The 20,117-nt window shown below is 68.2% G+C and carries 21 protein-coding genes; 9 read left to right on the forward strand and 12 right to left on the reverse strand.

Going from position 1 to position 20,117, the window contains the following annotated elements:
• Positions 1 to 10 precede the first annotated feature (10 nt).
• Positions 11 to 358 (reverse strand): FKBP-type peptidyl-prolyl cis-trans isomerase, encoded by a 348-nt coding sequence (locus tag L0977_RS02620; protein ID WP_234263137.1) that lies wholly within the window; start codon positions 356 to 358, stop codon positions 11 to 13.
• Between the two features lie 203 nt (positions 359 to 561).
• Between L0977_RS02620 and L0977_RS02625 the strand changes: the two genes are divergently transcribed.
• From L0977_RS02625 to L0977_RS02635, 3 genes are read left to right on the forward strand one after another with little or no spacing between them, the layout of a single operon-like run.
• Positions 562 to 1,032, forward strand: coding sequence for a RidA family protein (locus L0977_RS02625; protein WP_234263139.1), 471 nt, complete (start codon positions 562 to 564; stop codon positions 1,030 to 1,032).
• A gap of 22 nt (positions 1,033 to 1,054) precedes the next feature.
• Positions 1,055 to 1,633, forward strand: coding sequence for a flavin reductase family protein (locus L0977_RS02630; RefSeq protein WP_234263141.1), 579 nt, complete (start codon positions 1,055 to 1,057; stop codon positions 1,631 to 1,633).
• A 16-nt stretch (positions 1,634 to 1,649) separates the two neighbouring features.
• On the forward strand, positions 1,650 to 2,888 hold the full coding sequence (locus tag L0977_RS02635) for a glycosyltransferase family 4 protein (protein WP_234263143.1): 1,239 nt from the start codon (positions 1,650 to 1,652) through the stop codon (positions 2,886 to 2,888).
• A 25-nt stretch (positions 2,889 to 2,913) separates the two neighbouring features.
• Here L0977_RS02635 and L0977_RS02640 read toward each other — a convergent pair whose 3' ends face one another.
• From L0977_RS02640 to L0977_RS02665, 6 genes are read right to left on the reverse strand one after another with little or no spacing between them, the layout of a single operon-like run.
• On the reverse strand, positions 2,914 to 4,194 hold the full coding sequence (locus L0977_RS02640) for an alanine racemase (protein WP_234263144.1): 1,281 nt from the start codon (positions 4,192 to 4,194) through the stop codon (positions 2,914 to 2,916).
• An 18-nt stretch (positions 4,195 to 4,212) separates the two neighbouring features.
• Entirely contained in the window at positions 4,213 to 5,340 is a 1,128-nt protein-coding gene (locus L0977_RS02645; protein ID WP_234263145.1) for an MBL fold metallo-hydrolase, read from the reverse strand.
• Between the two features lie 55 nt (positions 5,341 to 5,395).
• Positions 5,396 to 5,584, reverse strand: coding sequence for a hypothetical protein (locus tag L0977_RS02650; RefSeq protein ID WP_234263146.1), 189 nt, complete (start codon positions 5,582 to 5,584; stop codon positions 5,396 to 5,398).
• A 2-nt stretch (positions 5,585 to 5,586) separates the two neighbouring features.
• Entirely contained in the window at positions 5,587 to 7,944 is a 2,358-nt protein-coding gene (gene parC, locus L0977_RS02655) for a DNA topoisomerase IV subunit A (RefSeq protein ID WP_234263147.1), read from the reverse strand.
• A 3-nt stretch (positions 7,945 to 7,947) separates the two neighbouring features.
• Complete coding sequence (locus L0977_RS02660; RefSeq protein WP_234263148.1) at positions 7,948 to 8,712, reverse strand: lytic transglycosylase domain-containing protein; 765 nt, start codon at positions 8,710 to 8,712, stop codon at positions 7,948 to 7,950.
• Positions 8,712 to 10,679, reverse strand: a complete 1,968-nt coding sequence (locus L0977_RS02665) for a DNA topoisomerase IV subunit B (protein ID WP_234263149.1) — start codon at positions 10,677 to 10,679, stop codon at positions 8,712 to 8,714. The genes L0977_RS02660 and L0977_RS02665 overlap by 1 nt, the downstream gene beginning before the upstream one ends.
• 180 nt (positions 10,680 to 10,859) lie before the next feature.
• Here L0977_RS02665 and L0977_RS02670 point away from each other — a divergent pair, with 180 nt between their 5' ends.
• The 5 genes from L0977_RS02670 (at position 10,860) to bamC (ending at position 14,958) form a co-directional block, all read left to right on the forward strand.
• A complete protein-coding gene (locus L0977_RS02670; RefSeq protein ID WP_234263150.1) occupies positions 10,860 to 12,104 on the forward strand; it encodes an MFS transporter in 1,245 nt (414 codons plus the stop codon).
• Positions 12,101 to 12,229, forward strand: a complete 129-nt coding sequence (locus L0977_RS25380) for a hypothetical protein (protein WP_267966304.1) — start codon at positions 12,101 to 12,103, stop codon at positions 12,227 to 12,229. Before L0977_RS02670 ends, L0977_RS25380 begins: the two co-directional genes overlap by 4 nt.
• Entirely contained in the window at positions 12,226 to 12,816 is a 591-nt protein-coding gene (locus L0977_RS02675) for a class I SAM-dependent methyltransferase (protein ID WP_234263152.1), read from the forward strand. Before L0977_RS25380 ends, L0977_RS02675 begins: the two co-directional genes overlap by 4 nt.
• Positions 12,817 to 12,894: 78 nt before the next feature.
• Positions 12,895 to 13,782 carry a 4-hydroxy-tetrahydrodipicolinate synthase gene (gene dapA, locus L0977_RS02680; RefSeq protein WP_234263153.1) on the forward strand — a complete coding sequence of 296 codons (888 nt, stop codon included), beginning with the start codon at positions 12,895 to 12,897 and terminating at the stop codon, positions 13,780 to 13,782.
• Between the two features lie 51 nt (positions 13,783 to 13,833).
• Complete coding sequence (gene bamC, locus L0977_RS02685; RefSeq protein WP_370465184.1) at positions 13,834 to 14,958, forward strand: outer membrane protein assembly factor BamC; 1,125 nt, start codon at positions 13,834 to 13,836, stop codon at positions 14,956 to 14,958.
• A gap of 70 nt (positions 14,959 to 15,028) precedes the next feature.
• Here bamC and L0977_RS02690 read toward each other — a convergent pair whose 3' ends face one another.
• From L0977_RS02690 to L0977_RS02700, 3 genes are all read right to left on the reverse strand, one after another.
• On the reverse strand, positions 15,029 to 15,337 hold the full coding sequence (locus L0977_RS02690; RefSeq protein ID WP_234263154.1) for a hypothetical protein: 309 nt from the start codon (positions 15,335 to 15,337) through the stop codon (positions 15,029 to 15,031).
• Positions 15,338 to 15,552: 215 nt separating this feature from the next.
• Positions 15,553 to 16,065: a hypothetical protein gene (locus L0977_RS02695; protein WP_234263155.1), complete on the reverse strand. Its 513-nt coding sequence runs from the start codon at positions 16,063 to 16,065 to the stop codon at positions 15,553 to 15,555.
• A 55-nt stretch (positions 16,066 to 16,120) separates the two neighbouring features.
• Entirely contained in the window at positions 16,121 to 17,272 is a 1,152-nt protein-coding gene (locus L0977_RS02700) for a JmjC domain-containing protein (protein ID WP_234263156.1), read from the reverse strand.
• Between the two features lie 14 nt (positions 17,273 to 17,286).
• Between L0977_RS02700 and L0977_RS02705 the strand changes: the two genes are divergently transcribed.
• A complete protein-coding gene (locus L0977_RS02705; RefSeq protein WP_234263157.1) occupies positions 17,287 to 17,814 on the forward strand; it encodes an FKBP-type peptidyl-prolyl cis-trans isomerase in 528 nt (175 codons plus the stop codon).
• 53 nt (positions 17,815 to 17,867) lie between these two features.
• Here the strand turns inward: L0977_RS02705 and dut are convergent, their stop codons facing one another.
• Positions 17,868 to 18,317: a dUTP diphosphatase gene (dut, locus tag L0977_RS02710; protein WP_234263158.1), complete on the reverse strand. Its 450-nt coding sequence runs from the start codon at positions 18,315 to 18,317 to the stop codon at positions 17,868 to 17,870.
• Between the two features lie 16 nt (positions 18,318 to 18,333).
• Positions 18,334 to 20,115 (reverse strand): TRAP transporter large permease, encoded by a 1,782-nt coding sequence (locus tag L0977_RS02715; RefSeq protein ID WP_234263160.1) that lies wholly within the window; start codon positions 20,113 to 20,115, stop codon positions 18,334 to 18,336.
• Positions 20,116 to 20,117: the final 2 nt, after the last annotated feature.

Raw genomic sequence — 20,117 nt, forward strand, 5'->3', positions numbered from 1 at the left:
CGCGCGGCGATCAGACGGCGAGCAGATCCACTTCAAACAGCAGGGTCGCGTTGGGCGGGATCACGCCACCGGCCCCGCGTGCGCCATAACCCAGCTGCGGCGGAATCACGAGGCGGCGCGTGCCACCCACGGCCATGCCCTGCACGCCTTCGTCCCAGCCCTTGATGACATGGCCAGCCCCCAGGGGAAACTCGAACGGCAGGCCACGGTCCTTGCTGGAATCGAACTTGGCGCCTTGCACGCCGTCCTGGAACAGCCATCCGGTGTAGTGCACCTGCACCGGGCGGCCGGCCTGGGCCACCTCGCCCTGTCCGATCACGGTGTCTTCATATTGCAGGCCGCTGGGGGTGGTGATCATCACGAATCTCCTTCGTTGATTGTGTTGGGCAAAGGCGCGATTATCCAACCACGCTCTGAGCACGGCCTGACGACGCCCTGTCCCCGGGTGCCGGACCGTCCGCGACAGCCCCGGATCACCGCCTGCCCCCCGATAGAATGGCCCGCAGCCATCGCGCTTCCGAGCCCCGACCGAGGGCGCCCACCGCACACCAGGAATCTTCCATGAGCGTCTACGACAAACTCCACCAACTCGGCATTGCCCTGCCCCCCGTGGCCGTGCCGGCTGCGGCCTACGTGCCCTTCGTGCAGACCGGCAAGCTGGTCTTCATCAGCGGCCACATCGCCAAGCGGGACGGCAAGCCTTGGACCGGGCAGCTCGGCCTGAACACCACCACCGACGAAGGCAAGGCTGCGGCGCGTGCCATCGCCATCGACCTGCTGGGCACGCTGGAAGCGGCGGCCCGCGCGGCCGGCACCGACCTTGACGGCGTCAAGCGCATCGTCAAGGTGATGAGCCTGGTCAATTCCACGCCCACCTACACCGAACAGCACCTGGTCACCAACGGCGCCAGCGAACTCTTCGGCGAGGTTTTTGGCCCGGCCATCGGTGCACACGCCCGCAGCGCTTTCGGCGTCGCGCAGATCCCGATGGGCGCTTGCGTGGAAATCGAGCTGATCGCCGAGCTGGCCTGAACGCGGCACACCGGCGCGGCCTATGGCGATGCATCCCGTTCCCCTCGACCGGGCCAGCCGTCTGCTCAACCACGGCCCCACCGTGCTGGTGGGCAGCCGGCACGGCGACCGCGCCAACGTGATGGCAGCGGCCTGGGCCATGACGCTGGATTTCGAGCCGCCGAAAGTCGCGGTGGTGATCGACAAGGCCACCCTCACCCGCCCCCTGGTGGAAGCCAGCGGCGCGCTCAGCCTCTGTGTGCCCTGCGCGGCCCAGGCCGGGCTGGTGCGGGCGGTCGGCAACGAGAGTGGTCGGGACCACCCCGACAAGCTCGACCGTTGCCAGGTGGCCTGGGAGCCCGGGCCGCTGACGGGCTGCCCGCTGGTGCAAGGGGCCATCGCCTGGATGGAGTGCCGGGTCCTGCCGGCGACCGCACACGTTGCCGGCCCGCACGACCTGATCCTGGCCGAGGTAGTCAGCGCCTGGGCCGACGACCGCGTCTTTTTCAACGGGCGCTGGCATTTCGAAACCGCCCCGCCCGATCTGCGCAGCCTGCACCACGTGGCAGGCGGGCACTTCTACGCCATCGGCGAGCCACTGCCCCCGCCGGAAACCCGCTGATCGCGGCCCTACCTCCGTGGATCCCCCCCCGACGCCCGCCCCATCCCCGGCCGGGTGCGCGCAGTGGGTCTGCGGATGGGACCTGGGCCACAACGCGGCCGGCCGCGCCCACACCCTGGCGGAACTGCATGCCCAGGCCGCACCGACCGGGCTCATGGGTTGCCTGGACGGCGCCACCCACGCCCACCTCTGGGAACCGATCCGCGACACCGCCCTGCCGCTCCAGGCCCTGGTGGTCGATGACTGGAGCGCCTTCGTGCGGCAGGCCCGGCATTTTGTCGAACACCACCCCTGCCGCCTGCTGCACCTGTCCAAGCCCCGCGGCCCCAACCTGGTGCTGGGCCTGCTCTACAAGCAGCGCTGGTCCACCACGGTGCTGATGGACATCGACGACGAGGAACTGAGCTTCGTCGGCGACCCCACACCAATCACCCTGGACGGGTACGTGGCCACACACGGTGCGTTGCCCCCATGGCACGAGTTGCGCGGTGCCGACTGGACCCGCATCGCGGTCGGCCATGCCCGGGACTTCGATGCCGTCACCGTGTCCAATCCGGCGCTGCAGCAGCGTTATGGCGGGCACCTTCTCGCGCACGCCCGCGACGGTTCGGTCGGCCCGGCGGACGAAGCCACCCGCCAACGCGGCCGCGCCGCGCTCGATCTGCCCGCCGGCGCGCGGGTGGTGCTGTTTTTCGGCACACCCCGGGCACACAAAGGTCTGTTGCACACGGCGCACGCCATGGCCTCGCTGCGCTGCCCGAACGCGGTGTTCACCGTGGTCGGCGAGTTTCCCGACCCCGACCTCCAGGCCGCGCTGCTCGCGGTGCCCGGGATCCGGGTGCACCTGCTGGGCAACCAGCCCTTCGGGCGCACCCCGGCCATCGTGGCCGCCGCCGACGCCTGTGTCCTCATGCAAGACCTGTCGTACGGCCCCGCGCGGTGGCAGATGCCGGCCAAAATCAGCGACGCGCTGGCCATGGGTGTGCCGGTGATCGCCAGCGCCGTCCCGGCCCTGCAGCCCCTGGTGGCCGCCGGAGCGCTGGAGGTGGCGACGCCTGCCAGCCTGGCCACGCTGCTGGACCGCCTGCTGCTGGACCCCGGACGGGCACGCGATCGCGGACTGGCAGGCCGCCGCTACTTCGACGCGCACCTGTCCTTCGCGGCGCAGCGCGAGCCGCTGGACACCCTGCTGCGGCAAACGGTGCCGAGGCCGCTGTCGCCCGCGTTGCAGGGCCTCCTCGCCCACCTAGGCTGAAGCGCTGCCGGCGCGCAGCACGCGTTCAGAACCAGGTGCTGACGGCATCCACCACGCAGTAGCCGTCGTCCACCAGCGGCAACCAGCGCCACTTGTCGAAGGTGGTGCAGGGGTGGGATGTACCGCTGGCCACCGTCTCGCCGAGATGTGGCCATTCGGCCGGGGGCGCGCTCGCGTCGAAGCGCAGATAGGCATGTTGGTCGTTGAGCGCGTCGATGCGCCAGTGGGCCGGCACCGGCTGTGGCGCACCGCCCAGGGCATCGGACCGCCACACAGGCTGCGGCAAGTCCAGGTCGTGGGCGACGTCGCGCTTGCCCATGGACAGCAGCGCCAGACCGGGTTCGGGCTGGCTTTGCACGCAGGCCAGCAGCTCCAGCGCCGGTTGGAGGGTTTCCTTCAGGTTCAGGCGCTCGCCCACACAACACAGGTAGCGCGTGTAGCGCTGGTGGTCGTGCGTGAGGTAGCAGCCCGAGCGCAGCACGCCGCGCACCGGGCGGCCCAGGTCGGGCTGCAGGCGTTCGGCCACCAGGTCGAAGATGGCCGAGCCGCCCGCGGTGAGGATGATCTCGTCGCGGCCGAACCAGCCTTGCGCAATGGCTTCGCGCGCGATGGCATCCACCCGGTCCATCAGGCCCTGCACGGTGGCGCTGTCTTTGGCGTGGTCGCAGTGGGCGGTCGTGCCTTCGTAGCACTCGATGCCCACGAGCTGCAGCACCGGGCTGGCAGCGATGCGCGCGGCCGTCTGCCGCGCCTCGTCCGCCGTGCGGGTGCCCGTGCGCTGGCCCGCGATGCCCAGTTCCAGCAGCACCTCGAAGCGGCCCTGGAACGACCGGCTGGCGGCCCAAGCCTCGATGGCGTCGACCTGCCCGACCGCGTCCACCAGGAACATCGAACGCAGATCGGGCCGCTCGGCGTGCAGCGCCGCCAGCGCGTCGAGCTCGGCACGCTGGATCACCTGGTTGGCGATCAGCAGCACCGGCACCCGATGGCGCGCGCCGACGGCGGCCTGGAACACGGTGGCAAAGCTGATGCCCCAGGCGCCCGCGTCAAGCTGCATCTGCCAGAGCTCGGGCGACATGCTGGTCTTGCCATGCGGTGCCAGATGCAGCCCGCGCTGCGCGCAGAAGTCGCGCATCCAGTGCAGGTTGTGCCGCAGGGCGGACTGTTTGAGCACCGCCAGCGGCAGCGGCAGGTCGCCACACAGCAGATTCCAGGCTTGCGCCGGGATCTGCTCGCGAACGAGTGGCGCGCCCGCCGAAGGGAAGCTCTTGAGGTGAGGTCCAAAGACAGGTCGGGGTGCGGTCATTGGCAGCAGACGGTGTATTCAGTCCAGCGGCCACTGCAGGGCCTTGGGCAGGTTCTTGGGCGGGTGATCGGGCTCGGCGGCCGGCACTGGGCCGGCTTTGATCTCGACGCGCCGCCACCACGGGTCGGTGCGTTCCACATGTGCGGGCTCCACCGCCTGGCCCAGTTGGGGCATCAGCAGCGACGCATCGTGTTTCTCGGCCAGCGCGTGCAACACCTCGGCCGGCTGGTCCCAGGCGTGCATGGCCAGGCTGAAGGTGCCCCAGTGCACCGGCAGCAGCACGCCCCCACCGAGCAGGGCATGCGCCTTCATCGCGTTTTCGGGCCCCAGGTGGATGTCGCCCCAGGCGGGGTGGAAGGCGCCGATCTCCAGCATCACCAGATCGAATGGGCCCAGGCGCTGGCGAATCTCGGCGTAGGCGTCGGTCAGCCCGGTGTCGCCGCTGAAGAACACGCTGTGCCGATCGGACCGGATCACCAGCGAGGACCACAGCGTGGCGTTGCGGTCCTTGAGGCCGCGCCCGGAAAAATGCTGCGAAGGCGCTGCGGTGACGGTGACCTCGCTGCCCGGCAGGCGGTGGCTCTCCCACCAGTCCAGCTCGGTGATGCGTTCGGCCGGCACGCCCCAGGCCTGCAGGTGCGCGCCGACGCCGAGCGAGGTGACGAAGGGCACCCCGCGCTTGTTCAGCTCGCGCACCGTGGGGTAGTCCAGGTGGTCGTAGTGGTCGTGCGAGACCAGGGCCGCGTCCACCGGCGGCAGTTCTTTGACCTTGAGCGGCACGGGCTGAAAGCGTTTGGGGCCAACCAGGGTGGACGGCGAGGCGCGCGGCCCCCAGACCGGGTCGGTCAGCAGGCGTTTGCCGCCAATCTCGATCAGCACCGTCGAATGCCCGAGCCAGGTGGCCCGCAGACCGCTCTGCGGGGCCCGGCGCCAGCCTTCGAGCGGGTTCACGGCGGGCAGCGGCGCGGTGGGCACGCGGCGCTCGCCGCCACACAGGAAATCGGTCAGGCCCGGAAAGGGCACACCCGGGTCGCGCAGCCCCGGCGCCACCGGGTAGACGTTGTGAAAGCCCTCGCCGCGCCACTGCGGCGAGCCCTTCATGCGGTCCAGCCGCTCGCCGTCAGCGCGTTTGCCCAGTGATTTCATGGCCGTCCTTTCCGTGAACCACCATTCTGCGGGCTGCGCCCAGGCCCCGCCCGCGTCAGTGCTTTTGTCGGCGCGCGGCGGCCCGCCGGACCTGCCGGCTCTGTTGCGCCAGGGCCTCGCGGGCCTGCTCCGCCGCACGGGCCTCGCGCCGCGCCCTGAGCCACCGGACGGCAAGCCGCGCCGCCCCGAACGCAAGCGCAAAGCCCACGGCCATGATCACCACGCTGGCACCGCTGAACGCCATGCTCATTCCACCCGGGTGATGCGCTGCGGCTTGAAGCCGAGGTCGGCCGCCTTGCCCTTGCGTGCCCGCGCGGCCTTGGCGTTGTTGAGGCTGCGGATTTCGAGCGTCTCGTCGCGCTCCTTGCCGCCACGGCCGATGCCGTCGATGCGGATGCTGCGCGTGTAGGCACAGGCGCCAGCCAGCGTGTCCTTGTCCTCCAGGTCGATCAGCATCAGGCCACGACCACCCTTCTCCATCAGCTTCAGTTCGCCGATCTCGAAGGTCAGGATGCGCCCGCCGGTCGAGGCGCAGGCCACGTGTGTCGCGGGCACCAGCGGCTGGCTGCCCGAGCTGTGGGCCACGTGCGAGGGCGCGCAGATGGTTTCGCCCTCGCCCACGCTGATGAAGGCCTTGCCCGCCTTCTGGCGCGAGACCAGGTTCTCGACCGTCGCCAGGAAGCCGTAACCGCCGGTGCCCGACAGCAGCAGCGTGGCGTTGGCCGGGCCGGCGAAGTAGTGCGCGGGCTGGGTGCCGGCTTCCAGATCGATCAGCGTCGTGATCGGCTGGCCATCGCCACGCCCCCCTGGCAGGCTGGCCACCGGCACGCTGTACACACGACCCACACCGTTCTGTGCCGTGCCGAAAACGATGAGCACGTCCACTGTGCGGCACTCGAAGGTGCCGTACAGGCCATCGCCGGCCTTGAAGGCGAAGCTGGCGGCCTCGTGGCCGTGGCCGGTGCGCGCACGCACCCAGCCCTTGCTGGAGATCACCACCGTGACCGGCTCGTCCACCACCTTGATCTCGGCCACGGCCTTCTTCTCGGCCTGAATCAGGGTGCGGCGCGGGTCGGCGAAGGTCTTGGCGTCCTGCTCGATTTCCTTGACCATCAGGCGCTTCAAGCTCGCCGGATTGGCCAGAATGTCTTCGAGCTTGCCCTGCTCTTCGCGCAGCTCCTTCAGTTCCTGCTCGATCTTGATCGCTTCAAGCTTGGCCAACTGGCGCAAGCGGATTTCAAGAATGTCCTCGGCCTGGCGATCGCTGAGTTTGAACGCCTCGATCAGCGCAGCCTTGGGCTCGTCGCTGTGGCGGATGATGCGGATCACCTCGTCGATGTTCAGCAGCACCAGCTGCCGGCCTTCGAGGATGTGGATGCGGTCCAGCACCTTGTTCAGGCGGTGCTGGCTGCGGCGAATGATCGTCGTCTGGCGGAATTCGATCCACTCCTCCAGCATTTGGCGCAGGCTCTTCTGCGTCGGCCGGCCATCGAGCCCGATCATGGTCAGGTTGATCGGCGCCGAGCTTTCCAGGCTGGTGTGGGCCAGCAGCGCGGTGATGAGCTCCTGCTGCTCGATGCGGCTGCTCTTGGGTTCGAACACCAGGCGCACCGGCGCGTCCTTGCTCGACTCGTCGCGCACCGCGTCGAGCACCATCAGCATGCTGGCCTTGAGCTGGGTCTGGTCCTGGGTCAGCGCCTTCTTGCCGGCCTTGACCTTGGGGTTGGTGATCTCCTCGATCTCTTCGAGCACACGCTGGCTGCTCACGCCGGGCGGCAGCTCGTTCACCACCAATTGCCACTGGCCACGCGCCAGGTCTTCGATCTTCCAGCGCGCGCGCACCTTGAGGCTGCCGCGGCCGGTGCGGTAGGCGTCGGCGATGTCGCCGGCCGGGCTGATGATCTGGCCGCCACCGGGGTAATCCGGTCCGGGCAGGATGCTCAGCAGTTCCTCGTCGCTGAGCCTGGGGTTTTTGACCAGCGCCACGCAGGCATCGGCGACCTCGCGCAGGTTGTGGCTGGGGATCTCGGTGGCCAGGCCCACGGCGATGCCGCTGGCGCCGTTGAGCAGGTTGAACGGCAGGCGCGCGGGCAGCTGTTTGGGTTCTTCGAACGAGCCGTCGTAGGTGGGCATGAAGTCCACCGTGCCCTGGTCGATCTCGTCCAGCAGCAGCCCGGTGATCTTGGACAGGCGCGCTTCCGTGTAGCGCATGGCAGCGGCGCCATCGCCATCGCGGCTGCCGAAGTTGCCCTGGCCGTCGATCAGCGGGTAGCGCTGGGAAAAGTCCTGCGCCATGCGCACCAGCGCGTCGTACGCCGCGCTGTCGCCGTGCGGGTGGTACTTGCCGAGCACGTCGCCGACCACACGGGCGCTCTTGACCGGCTTGGCCGCGGTATTGCCGGAAAAGCCCAGGCCCATGCGGTCCATGGCGTAGAGGATGCGGCGCTGCACCGGCTTCTGGCCGTCGGCCACGTCGGGCAGCGCGCGGCCCTTGACCACCGAAAGGGCGTATTCCAGGTAGGCCCGCTGGGCGTAGCTGGCCAGGTTGTCGTCACCGGCGTCGCCGCCCGCGGGCGCGGAAAGATCGGGAATGAGGGTGTCCATCGGTCAGTGAAGAAAAGCAGAAAGGGAGGCCGCCCCGGCCGGTGCCGGCAGCACCGCGCTCACGCGGCCGGGGCGCTCCCGCAGGGAGGCGGTGGTGTCGGCCGGCCCGGTGGCCGGCGGGCGCAGCAACTGGTGCAAGCGGGACACCGTGCGCACGTAGCGCTGGGTTTCGGCAAAGGGCGGAATCTGGTTGCCGTAGCGCTGCACCGCGCCTTCGCCAGCGTTGTAGGCGGCCAGCGCCAGCTCGGTCTGGCCGTCGAAGCGGCGCAGCAGCCAGGCCAGGTAGCGGGCCCCGGCCTGGAGATTGGTGCGTGGGTCGGTCAGGCGCGCGGGCACCGGCTGCCGGGCCGTGGCGTGCACACCGAAACGGCTCGCGGTGTCGGGCATGAGCTGCATCAGACCGATGGCCCCGCGCGGACTCACGGCCTGCGGATCGAAGCCGGACTCGGTCGCCACCACGGCTTTGAGCAGTTCGTATTCGAGCCCGGCCGCGGCCGCGGCTTCGCGCATCAGGTGGCGCACGGCCTTGTAGGCGATGGACACCTCGAACGTGGCCAGCAGGCGCGCCGGGGCTGCCGCAGCCCCCTCGGCCGCACCCACGTCGGCATCGCCCGCGTACAGCAGGGCGTAGCGCGCATCCACGCGTTCACCGGCAAAGTGCGGCACCCCTTGCGGGTCCACAAAACCCCAGACCTGGGCCGACGCCGGTCCGGCCAGGGCCAGCCACAGCGCCAGCAGGCAAGCCCCCGAGCGCGCCAGGTGGCGCATCAGACGTCGACCTCCACCGAATCGCCGTGCAGCTCCATCAGTTCGCGCCGCGCCGCCGCCTCGCCCTTGCCCATGAGCTTGGTGATCAGGGCCTCGGTGCCGGCGAAGTCGAGCGCGCCCAGCGCCACGGGCATCAGGCGGCGCGTGTCGGGGTTGAGCGTGGTGTCCCACAGCTGTTCGGCGTTCATTTCGCCCAGCCCCTTGAAGCGGCTGATCTGGCACTTCTCGCGCGGCACCCCGTCCTTGGCGCACTTGTCGAGGATGGCGTTGAGCTCGCCCTCGTCCAGCGCGTACTGCTTGCTGGCGGGCTTCTTGCCGCGCGCCGGCACGTCGACCCGGAACAGCGGCGGCCGCGCCACGTACACGTGCCCGGCCTCGATCAGCTTGGGGAAATGGCGGAAGAACAGCGTCAGCAGCAGCACCTGGATGTGCGAGCCGTCGACGTCGGCGTCGCTCAGGATGCAGACCTTGCCGTAGCGCAGGCCGCTCAGGTCCGGTGAATCGGCCGGCCCGTGCGGGTCGACGCCGATGGCCACAGAAATGTCGTGGATTTCGGTGTTGGCGAACAGGCGGTCGCGCTCGACCTCCCAGGTGTTGAGCACCTTGCCGCGCAGCGGCAGCACCGCCTGGCACTCCTTGTCGCGGCCCATCTTGGCGCTGCCGCCGGCCGAGTCGCCCTCGACCAAGAACAGCTCGTTGTGGGCGATGTCGCGGCTCTCGCAATCGGTCAGCTTGCCCGGCAGCACGGCCACGCCCGAACCCTTGCGCTTCTCGACCTTCTGCCCGGCGCGCTGGCGCGTCTGCGCCGCCTTGATGGCCAGCTCGGCCAGCTTCTTGCCGTATTCGACGTGCTGGTTCAACCAGAGCTCCAGCGCCGGCTTGACGAAATTGGACACCAGGCGCACCGCGTCGCGGGAGTTGAGTTTTTCCTTGACCTGGCCCTGAAACTGCGGGTCCAGCACCTTGGCGCTGAGCACGTACGAAGCCCGCGCGAACACGTCCTCGGGCAGGAGCTTCACGCCCTTGGGCAGCAGCGCGTGCAGCTCGATGAAGCTCTTGACCGCCTGGAACAGGCCGTCACGCAGACCGCTGTCGTGGGTGCCGCCCGCGCTGGTGGGAATGAGGTTGACGTAACTCTCGCGCACCGGCGCACCGTCTTCGGTGAACGCCACACACCAGCCCGCGCCCTCGCCTTCGGCGAACGTGTCGTCCTTGCTGTCGGCGTAACCTTCGCCGTCGAACACCGGGATCACCGGGTCGGTGGTAAGCGTCTGCTGCAGGTAGTCGCGCAGCCCGCCCTTGTACTGCCAGCTCTGGGTGTCGCGGGTCTTTTCGTTGACCAGCGTCACCTGCACACCCGGCATCAGCACGGCCTTGCTGCGCAGCAGGTGGGTCAGCTCACCCAGCGGCAGCGTGGCCGCGTCGAAGTATTTGGCGTCGGGCCAGGCGCGCACCGTGGTGCCCTGCCGGCGATCGCCCTCGCCCTTGGGCACCACCACCAGCGGCTCGATCACGTCGCCACCGGCAAAGGCCAGGCGCGCCACCCGGCCTTCGCGGAAACTGGCGACTTCCAGCCGGCTCGACAGGGCGTTGGTCACGCTCACACCCACGCCGTGCAGCCCCCCTGAAAAGCTGTAGGCGCCGCCCTTGCCCTTGTCGAACTTGCCGCCCGCGTGCAGCCGGGTGTAGACCAGTTCGATCACCGGGGCCTTTTCTTCCGGATGCAGACCGAACGGAATGCCGCGCCCGTCGTCTTCCACGCTGACCGAGCCGTCGCCATGCAGCGTGACCTTGATCTTCTTGCCGAACCCGGCCAGCGCCTCGTCGGCGGCGTTGTCCAGCACTTCCTGAATGATGTGCAGCGGGTTGTCGGTACGGGTGTACATGCCCGGCCGCTGCTTGACCGGCTCCAACCCTTTGAGAACGCGGATGGAGCCTTCGGAATAGTCGCTTGATTGGGTTGCCATGGCGGCGGATTGTAAGGTGCCCCGCACAAAACACTGTATGAAAGCACAGATCAAAAATGCACACGAAAGGCGAACTCCTGCGTTGATGCCGGCGGATCATCAATCGCCCGCAGTGATTTCATGACCCTGAGACGCGCAGGTGCATGCCGATTCCGGACGGATTGGCTACATTTGCCGGCTATGTCCGCCACTTCCGCTTCCTCCGCCGCGCCTCAGCGGCTGTCTGCCATGCAGGTGCTCGCCTGCGGCGCCGCCATCGTCACCCTGTCGATGGGCATCCGCCACGGCTTCGGCCTGTGGCTGCAACCGATCACCCAAGCCCAGGGCTGGACCCGGGAAACCTTTGCCTTCGCACTGGCGATCCAGAACCTGTCCTGGGGCCTCTTCGGCATCTTCGCCGGCATGGCGGCCGACCGCTTCGGGGCGTTCCGCGTGCTGCTGGTGGGCGCGGTCCTGTACGCCTTCGGCCTCATGGGCATGGCCCTGTCGTCCACGCCGCTGCTGTTCTCGCTGACCGCCGGGGTGCTGATCGGCGCGGCCCAGGCCGGCACCACCTATGCGGTCATCTATGGCGTGATCGGGCGCCAGATCCCGGCCGAACGCCGCTCCTGGGCCATGGGCGTGGCCGCGGCGGCCGGCTCTTTCGGCCAGTTCCTCATGGTGCCGGTCGAAGGCTGGCTGATCAGCGGTTTCGGCTGGCAGCAGGCGCTGCTCGTCCTCGCGGCGGCGGCCCTGCTGATCATGCCGCTGTCGCTGTACCTGCGTGAACCCGGCTTCGGCACGGGTGCGGCGCAGCACCGAGAGCAGACCATCGTGCAGGCCCTGCGCGAGGCCTTCGGCTACCGCAGCTTCCAGCTGCTGATGGCGGGCTACTTCGTCTGCGGCTTCCAGGTGGTGTTCATCGGCGTGCACATGCCCAGCTACCTCAAGGACCACGGCCTGTCGCCCCAGGTGGCCAGCTACGCGCTGGCGCTGATCGGTCTGTTCAACGTCTTCGGCACCTATGCCGCCGGCGTGCTCGGCCAGCGCCTGGCCAAACGCCACATCCTGGCATTCATCTACCTGGCGCGTGCCGTGGTCATCCTGGTGTTCCTTTGGGCGCCACTGACACCGATGAGCGTGTATGTGTTCTCGGCCGTCATGGGTGTGCTGTGGCTGTCCACCGTGCCGCCGACCAACGCCGTGGTGGCGCAGATCTTCGGCGTGGCGCACCTGTCCATGCTCGGCGGGTTCGTGTTTTTCAGCCACCAGATCGGCAGCTTCATGGGCGTGTGGCTCGGCGGCCTGCTCTACGACCGCACGGGCAGCTACGACGTCGTCTGGTACATCGCCATCGCGCTGGGGGTGTTTGCCGCGCTGATCAACCTGCCGGTGCGCGAGTCGGCCATCCGGCGCGGCCCTCAGCGGGTCGCGGCTTCCGCATGAAGCCGCGCGCCACCCAGGTGCTGGTGTGGCTGGCCGTGGCCGCAGCGCTGGCCGCCACGCTGGCGCTGTACCGCCAGCCGGACTTCATGGTGAACCTGGCCGATCAGCTCTGGAGCTGCTTTTGAACGCCCTGGCGGTGCAGCCGCCGCAGCCCCTGTCCCCGCCATCGGCCTGGGTCCGGCGCTGGTGCCACCTGATTCCGGCCGGCAGCGCCGTGCTGGACGTGGCCTGTGGATCCGGGCGGCATCTTTATGCGCTGCACGCACAGGGCCATCCCGTCACGGGCGTGGACCGATCGGCCGAAGCCGTGGAAAACACCCGTCCACTGGCCGAGGCCGGCGCGCGCATCGTGCAGGCCGACATCGAAAACGGCCCCTGGCCGTTGCCCGGCGAGCGGTTTGGCGGGGTGGTGGTCACCAACTACCTGTGGCGCCCGCTGCTGCCTACCCTCGTCGACAGCATCGCGGAAGGGGGCGTGCTGATCTACGAAACCTTCGCGGCCGGCAACCAGACCGTCGGCAAACCTTCGCGACCGGATTTTTTGCTGGCGCCCGGCGAACTGCTGCGCGCCTGCGCCGCGCTGCGCGTGGTGGCCTACGAAGACGGTTTTCTCGATCAGCCCGCGCGTTTTGTGCAGCGCATCGCGGCCGTGCGGGAACCCCGCCCTGCCCCCGACCAGCCCCTGCGGCACGCCCTGATGGGCGCTGGGTAGAATGAGCGATTCGCGCGGGTACCGCCTGGATCCAGTGACCTCCGGCGCCCGCCGCGTGCCACAAACTGACCGCATTCCATGAAGACCATCACCGGCAGCATCGTTGCTCTCGTCACCCCCTTCCTGCCCGACGGCAGTGTCGACTACCCCACCCTGCGCAAGCTGATCGACTGGCACATCGACGAGGGCACCGACTGCATCGGCGTCGTGGGCACCACCGGCGAATCGCCCACAGTCAGCGTGGAAGAACACTGCGAGATCATCCGCGTGGCGGTCGAGCAATCGGCCGGCCGCGTGCCCATCATGGCCGGCTGCGGCGCCAATGCCACCGCCGAAGCCATCGAGCTGGCCAAATTCGCGCGCAGCGTGGGCGCCGACTGCCAGTTGCAGGTCGTGCCCTACTACAACAAGCCGACCCAGGAAGGCCAGTTCCAGCACTTCAAGGCCATTGCCGAGGCCACTGGCGACCTGCCCATCATTCTGTACAACGTGCCCGGCCGCACCGTGGCCGACATGTCCATCGACACCGCCTTGCGCCTGTCGCAGGTGCCCGGCATCGTCGGCATCAAGGAAGCCACCGGCAACATCGAGCGCGCGCAATGGCTGGTGCGTGAAAAGCCCGAAGGTTTCGCGCTCTATTCGGGCGACGACCCCACCGCCGTGGCGCTGATGCTGTGTGGCGGCCAGGGCAACGTGAGCGTGACCGCCAACGTGGCCCCGCGCCTGATGCACGAGCTGTGCGTGGCCGCCATGGCTGGCGATGCGCGCAAGGCCATGGACATCCAGATGCGCCTGATGCCGGTGCACAAGAACCTGTTTGTCGAAGCCAACCCGATTCCGCTGAAGTGGGCCATGGAACGCATGGGTCTGTGTGGCGGTACCATGCGCCTGCCGCTGACACCGATGAGCGCCCACCTGGAACCGGTGGTCGAAGCCGCGCTCAAAGACAGTGGCCTGATCGACTGAGCTGCCCGGCGGCCCGTCGCTCTTTCCCGAACTCACCAACCAGAGCTTTCCATGCGTCTCACCGAATCCCGTCTCCTGCGCAGCCCCTCCCGCCTGGGCACCCTGGCCATGGCCGCCGCGTTGCTCGGTGGCTGCAGCGTGCTGCAGGAAGACAAGATCGACTACAAGTCCGCCCAGCGGGGCAATACGCTGGCGGTGCCGCCCGATCTGACCCAGCTGAGCCGTGACCCGCGCTTCCAGGTGCCGGGCGATGCGGTCAGCGCCAACAGCTACCAGGCCGCGCAGCCGACGGCCGCCCAGGCCACTGCCGGCAACACGGCAGCCGCCAGCCTCGGCGACGTGCGCATCGAACGTGCCGGCACGCAGCGCTGGCTGGTGGTCAACCGCCCGGCCGACCAGCTCTGGGCACCGGTGAAGGAATTCTGGGAAGAAAACGGTTTCCTGCTGCAGCTGGAGCAGCAGAACCTCGGCATCATGGAAACCGACTGGGCCGAGAACCGGGCCAAGATTCCGCAAGACTTCATCCGCTCCACCATCGGCAAGGTGTTTGAAAACCTGTACTCCACGGGCGAGCGCGACCGCTTCCGCACCCGTCTGGAACGCAATGCCAGCGGGGGCACCGAGATCTACATCAGCCACCGTGGCCTGGAAGAGGTCTACACCAGCAGCCAGAAAGAGCAGACCGTGTGGCAGCCGCGTGCGGCCGATCCGGAGTTGGAGGCCGAATTCCTGCGCCGCCTGATGGTCCGGCTCGGCGCCAGCGAGGCACAGGCCAAAGCCGCCGTGGCGACCGCGCCGTCGACGCCGCCCGCTGCCCGCGTGGTGACGGAAAACGGCGTGCCCACGGTGCAGCTGGAAGGCGATTTCGATCGCGCCTGGCGCCGTGTCGGCCTGTCGCTGGACCGCAGCGGCTTCACCGTGGAAGACCGCGACCGCAGCCAGGGCGTGTACTTCGTGCGCTACATGCCCGCGGGTGCCAACGAGACCGCCAAGCCGGGCTTCTTCAGCCGGCTGTTCAGCGGCACACCCGCTGCCCAGGGCCCGGACCGCTACCGCATCCAGGTGCGCAGCACCGGCAGCACGGCCGCCGTCACCGTGCTGGATGGCCAGGGGCAACCGGCATCGTCGGAAAACGCCCGCCGGATTGCCCAGTTGCTGGCAGACGATCTCAAATAACCCGCGCGGGTATCCGCCGACAAAAAAGCCGCTCAGGGAGCGGCTTTTTTTCTGGGCTCGCAGGCCCGGATTATTTGACGGCGTCCTTGACCGCTTCCACAGCGTCCTTGGTGGCGCCGGCCGCCTTGTCAGCTGCCTCCTTGGTCGCGTCTGCCGCAGCGGCCACGCCATCCTTGGTCGCTTCCACGGCCTGGCCGGCCGCTTCCTTGGTCGCGTCCACGGCCGCCGCAGCGGTGTCCTTGGTCGCTTCGACGGCTGCGGCCGCGTTTTCCTTCACCGCCTCCACCGAAGCGGCTGCGGGCGCCGGTTCTTCCTTTTGACCGCAGGCCACCAAAGCGGCAGTTGCCAGCAAACTGGCACACAAAAAAGTGATCTTCATGAGATATCCCTTGGATGAAAAACGCGCTGTTGTCTCGGCCCCTGCGGCGGCAAGACCTGCTTGCCGCCGCAGGGGTTCACGCTTCCCGGCGCGCGCACAACCCGGGACGTGCACGCAATGTACCTCCCAGGACGCAGGTTCCCATCCATCGGTAGCCGCTGTTTCTTTTGTTCACACCGCGATGCAGTGCCCACGCCGCGCCACTGTGGGGAATGTCACAGGCCAAGCACCGTCGCCGGGAAAGCCGGACTGCCCTTGAGCCAGAAGGCGTCCAGCCGCTCGCGCAACGCCACCTTGCGTTCGGGAGAGCGACTGGCCACCAGCACCGAGCGCTCCGGGTCGATGCGCTCCAGCGTCCACGCGGGGGTCCAGATCGCGCTGGGCACACCCTCGCCGCTTGCACCCCGGCACGCGCGGGCCTCGACGATGTGCGACCAGGTGGTGCGCCAGCCGACAAAGCGCGGATGCCGCTGGCGCAGCGTGTCGAACTCGCGGGCCAGCAGTTGCAGCGTGCGCCCGGTGCGCGACCAGGCGTTCAACGCCTCGACCACCGCACGCTCACCCAGCGGCCAGTCGGCAAAGTCGGTATCGCTCAGCAGCAGTTGCTGCCAGCCTTCCGACGCGGCTGCCTGCAGGGCCTGTCGCACGATCGCGCCAAAGTCTTCGCGGCCCACGATGCGGCCTTCCGGCAAAAGGGACGGTGACGGGGTGGAATCGGTCGGTGGCATGCCTGCTCCTGCTGCGGGTCCGGACTCGCCATCTGACACGGCAGGGGCAGCGGCGTCAAGCGCCTTGCCGCAACCAGCCGGCTTCGTACCAGTCCTGCAGGATGGCCCGCACCGCCTCGCTCGCACGCAGCACGTCGCCGGCGGCCAGCGAGCGCTGATCGGCCAGTCGCTGCATCAGGCGGGCATCGGCACCGCCAGCGCGAAAGCTCTCGCCGTTGATGAACACGTGGTCGGCGTCATACATCATGCGGGTACGGCGATCCAGCGCCACCGCCCCGGGCTGCCAGTCTCCGGTCGGCTCGTCAAACCAGACCTGTGGTTTCGGCTCGGTCATCGCCTCGCCCAGGGCGCAGGCCAGGGAGCGGCGATCGGCGAGCAGGCGCTGCAGCGCATCGGCGGCATAGGCGTGCAGCGCGTCCGGCACGGCTGCGGGCGTGGGCGTGGCCGCCTGCGCGGGATCGCGGTACAAGGTCTCGTCCTCGAACGCGTCGGCCATGCGCTGGACCAGCTCACCCGCGAGCGACGCGCGCTGCGGCACCCGGAAGCCAATGGAATAGGTCATGCAGTCACCCCCCACGGCGATCCCGTCGTGGGCCCAGCGTGGTGGCAGATAGAGCATGTCGCCCGGCTGCAGCAGATGCTCTTCTTCGGGCACGAAGTGGCTGAGGATCTTCAGCGGCACGTCAGGCTCCAGCGACAAGTCCTTCTGGCGGCCGATGCGCCACAGCCGCTCGCCACTGGCCTGCAGCAGGAACACGTCGTAGCTGTCGAAGTGCGGCCCGACCCCGCCGCCATCACTGGCCCAGGAGATCATCAGGTCGTCCAGCCGCGCGTCGGGTACGAAGCGAAAGCGCTGCATGAGTTCGTGCACCGGGTCGACATGCAGATCCACCCCCTGCACCAGCAGGCTCCAGCGCGGCTGTTTGAAGGGTGGGAAGGCCCCTTTCGCGAAAGGACCGTGGCGCAGTTGCCAGCCCGCGTCGCGGTGCACGATCAGGCGCGACTCCACCGACGGCTGACCCGCCAGCGCAAACAGCGCCGCCCGCGAAAGCAGTGGCTGAAAGCCGGGAATGGCACCGCGCACGAGCAAAGGCTTCTTCTGCCAGTGACGCCGCATGAACTGTTGGGGAGAAAGGCCGCCCAGCAAAGGGGTGGGCAGCGCCAGGTCGCCGACGAGGCCGGCGCGGGAAAGGGACACAGCTGTCATGGGACAATTGTCCGATGAAAATCACCCCGCAATGTGTCGTTTCACTCACCTGGACGCTCAAGGACACCCTGGGCGAAGAACTGGACGTGCTCGACGAGCCGGTGGAATTCCTCGTCGGCGGCGCCGACCTGCTGGCCCGCATCGAAGAGTCCTTGCAGGGGCATGAGGCCGGCGACGTGCTCGATCTGCACCTCGAACCGGAAAACGCTTTCGGTGACTACGACGACCGGCTGCTCTTTCTGGAGCCGCGCCAGCTGTTTCCTGACGACCTCGAAGAGGGCATGGGCTTCGAAGGCCTGCCCGAAGGCTGCAATCCCGCCGCGCCGCGCGACCGCCTCTACTTCGTGAGCGACATCTATCCCGATCATGTGGTGCTGGACGGCAACCACCCGCTGGCCGGTATTGCCCTGCGCCTGAAACTGAAGGTGCATGCCGTGCGGGAAGCCGAAGTGGCCGAAGTGGGCCGTGGCACCCTCGGCGCTGGCTTCTTCCGCGCCCACATCGACCCGCCCGCCGACACGCCCCCGCGCACCCTGCATTGAAAAAACCCAGGGCCCTCACGGGCTCTGGGTTTTTTCACCACGGCCTGGCGATTTCAGCCGCGACCGGTCGATCCGTACCCGCCTTCACCGCGCTCTGAGGGGGCGGCAAACTCGTCCACCACGTGGAAACGCGCCTGGACCACGGGCACGACGACCAACTGGGCAATGCGCTCCATCGGCTCGATGGTGAAGGGGGTCGGGCTGCGGTTCCAGGCGCTGACCATCAGCTGGCCCTGGTAGTCGCTGTCGATCAGACCCACGAGATTGCCCAGCACGATGCCGTGCTTGTGACCCAGGCCCGAGCGCGGCAGGATCAGCGCCGCATAACCAGGATCGGCCAGGTGAATGGCCAGCCCGGTCGGCACCAGTTGCCAGGCATTCGGGGCCAGTGAGAGCGGCGCCTCCAGGCAAGCGCGCAGGTCCAGGCCGGCACTGCCCGGCGTGGCGTAAGACGGCAACTGCCCGGCCAGACGCCGGTCCAGGATCTTCACATCGATCTGCATCAGGGGTTCCAGTCCTTCACTCGGTCTTCTTGAGCGACTCTTCGAGCGCCTTGGTCGGATCTTCGGGTTCCGCTTCCTCGGCAGCAGGCGGGGGCTCCAGCGTGGGAGCCGCGCCGGCCTCGTGGGATTCTTCCTCGCCACCCATTTGCAGATCCTGCATGTTGTTGAGCATGTCCATCACCTGTGCATCATCGACCTTGACCGCCTTGTCAAGATTGCCCAGCACCAGCCCCGGGTTGAACAGGATCACCGACACCATGATGAGCTGCAGGATGATGAACGCGATCGAGCCCTTGTAGATCTGTGACGTGGTAACGGCCGGGATGCGCTCACCGGTCACCTCGTCGGTGTAATCCTCGCGCGCCGCCACGCTGCGCAGGTAGAACAGCGCAAACCCGAACGGCGGTGTGAGGAAGGAGGTCTGCATGTTCATGGCCAGCAGCACCCCGAACCAGATGAGGTTGATGTCCATGCTTTGGGCCACCGGCACCAGCAGCGGAATCACGATGAACGCGATCTCGAAGAAGTCGATGAACATCCCGAGCACGAACACCAGCAGGTTCACGAAGAGCAGGAAGCCCAGTTGGCCACCCGGCAGCTTGTCGAACAGATGCTCCACCCAGATGTGGCCGTCCGCCGCATTGAAGGTGAAGCTGAACACGGTCGAACCGATCAGGATGAACAGCACGAAGATCGACAGCTTGGTCGTGTTCTCCACCGCTTCCTTGAGCAGCGACACACTGAGCGTGCGGCGGCCGGCAGCCATGATCAGGGCCCCGACGGCGCCCATGGCGCCGCCCTCGGTGGGCGTGGCCACCCCCAGAAAAATCGTGCCCAGCACCAGGAAGATCAGCACCAGCGGCGGGATCAGCACGAAGGTCACCTGCTCGGCCAGTTTGGACAGCAGCCCCAGGCGCAGCAGCCGGTTCACGAGGGCCAGCGCCAGCGCCAGGAACGAGCCCACGGTGATGGACATGATCACCACTTCATCGCCCGCCGGCGGCATCTCGCGGCCGATCATCGGGTTGATGATGGCTTCGTGGTTCATGCCCCAGAACCAGCTCGCGGCGGCGCAGATGGCCAGCAGCACCAGCAGGGACACGTGCCCGGAGGCACCGCTGGATTCGCGATAGATGCGCGCTTCAGGGGGCAGAGCCGGCACCCACTTGGGCCGGAAAATCGCCACCCCGGCGATGAAGAGCAGGTACAGGCCCACCAGCATCAGACCGGGAATCAGCGCCCCCTTGTACATGTCACCGACCGAACGGCCCAGTTGGTCGGCCAGCACGATCAGCACCAGCGAGGGCGGAATGGCCTGGGCCAGCGTGCCCGAGGCGGTGATGGTGCCCGTCGCGATGGTGCGGTTGTAGCCGTAGCGCAGCATGATGGGCAGCGAGATCAGGCCCATGGAGATCACGGCCGCCGCGACCACGCCGGTGGTGGCCGCCAGCAGCGCCCCCACCAGGATCACCGCCACCGCCAGCCCGCCGCGTACCGGCCCGAACACCTGGGCCACCGTGGCCAGCAGGTCCTCGGCCATGCGGCTGCGTTCGAGAATGATGCCCATCAGGGTGAAGAACGGGATCGCCAGCAGCGTCTCGTTCTGCATGATGCCGATCACCCGCAGCGGCAGGGCCTGGAACAGGTTGGACGGGAACAGCCCCACCTCCATGCCGATGAAACCGAAGAAGAGGCCCGTGGCCGCCAGCGCAAAGGCGACCGGGAATCCGGTCAGCAGGAAAAACAGCAGGCCCGCAAACATCAGCGGGACGAACTGGTTGGCAATGAGTTCGGTCATGT

Source organism: Hydrogenophaga sp. NFH-34 (assembly GCF_021401345.1).
Lineage (GTDB): Bacteria > Pseudomonadota > Gammaproteobacteria > Burkholderiales > Burkholderiaceae_C > Hydrogenophaga > Hydrogenophaga electricum.

Bases quoted from the DNA above. Each gene is read 5' to 3' on its own strand.
- L0977_RS02620 (WP_234263137.1), bottom strand. From the start codon at position 358: ATGATCACCACCCCCAGCGGCCTGCAATATGAAGACACCGTGATCGGA.
- L0977_RS02625 (WP_234263139.1), top strand. From the start codon at position 562: ATGAGCGTCTACGACAAACTCCACCAACTCGGCATTGCCCTGCCCCCC.
- L0977_RS02630 (WP_234263141.1), top strand. From the start codon at position 1,055: ATGGCGATGCATCCCGTTCCCCTCGACCGGGCCAGCCGTCTGCTCAAC.
- L0977_RS02640 (WP_234263144.1), bottom strand. From the start codon at position 4,194: ATGACCGCACCCCGACCTGTCTTTGGACCTCACCTCAAGAGCTTCCCT.
- L0977_RS02645 (WP_234263145.1), bottom strand. From the start codon at position 5,340: ATGAAATCACTGGGCAAACGCGCTGACGGCGAGCGGCTGGACCGCATG.
- L0977_RS02650 (WP_234263146.1), bottom strand. From the start codon at position 5,584: ATGGCGTTCAGCGGTGCCAGCGTGGTGATCATGGCCGTGGGCTTTGCG.
- parC (WP_234263147.1), bottom strand. From the start codon at position 7,944: ATGGACACCCTCATTCCCGATCTTTCCGCGCCCGCGGGCGGCGACGCC.
- L0977_RS02660 (WP_234263148.1), bottom strand. From the start codon at position 8,712: ATGCGCCACCTGGCGCGCTCGGGGGCTTGCCTGCTGGCGCTGTGGCTG.
- L0977_RS02665 (WP_234263149.1), bottom strand. From the start codon at position 10,679: ATGGCAACCCAATCAAGCGACTATTCCGAAGGCTCCATCCGCGTTCTC.
- L0977_RS02670 (WP_234263150.1), top strand. From the start codon at position 10,860: ATGTCCGCCACTTCCGCTTCCTCCGCCGCGCCTCAGCGGCTGTCTGCC.
- L0977_RS25380 (WP_267966304.1), top strand. From the start codon at position 12,101: ATGAAGCCGCGCGCCACCCAGGTGCTGGTGTGGCTGGCCGTGGCCGCA.
- dapA (WP_234263153.1), top strand. From the start codon at position 12,895: ATGAAGACCATCACCGGCAGCATCGTTGCTCTCGTCACCCCCTTCCTG.
- bamC (WP_370465184.1), top strand. From the start codon at position 13,834: ATGCGTCTCACCGAATCCCGTCTCCTGCGCAGCCCCTCCCGCCTGGGC.
- L0977_RS02690 (WP_234263154.1), bottom strand. From the start codon at position 15,337: ATGAAGATCACTTTTTTGTGTGCCAGTTTGCTGGCAACTGCCGCTTTG.
- L0977_RS02695 (WP_234263155.1), bottom strand. From the start codon at position 16,065: ATGCCACCGACCGATTCCACCCCGTCACCGTCCCTTTTGCCGGAAGGC.
- L0977_RS02700 (WP_234263156.1), bottom strand. From the start codon at position 17,272: ATGACAGCTGTGTCCCTTTCCCGCGCCGGCCTCGTCGGCGACCTGGCG.
- L0977_RS02705 (WP_234263157.1), top strand. From the start codon at position 17,287: ATGAAAATCACCCCGCAATGTGTCGTTTCACTCACCTGGACGCTCAAG.
- dut (WP_234263158.1), bottom strand. From the start codon at position 18,317: ATGCAGATCGATGTGAAGATCCTGGACCGGCGTCTGGCCGGGCAGTTG.
- L0977_RS02715 (WP_234263160.1), bottom strand. From the start codon at position 20,115: ATGACCGAACTCATTGCCAACCAGTTCGTCCCGCTGATGTTTGCGGGC.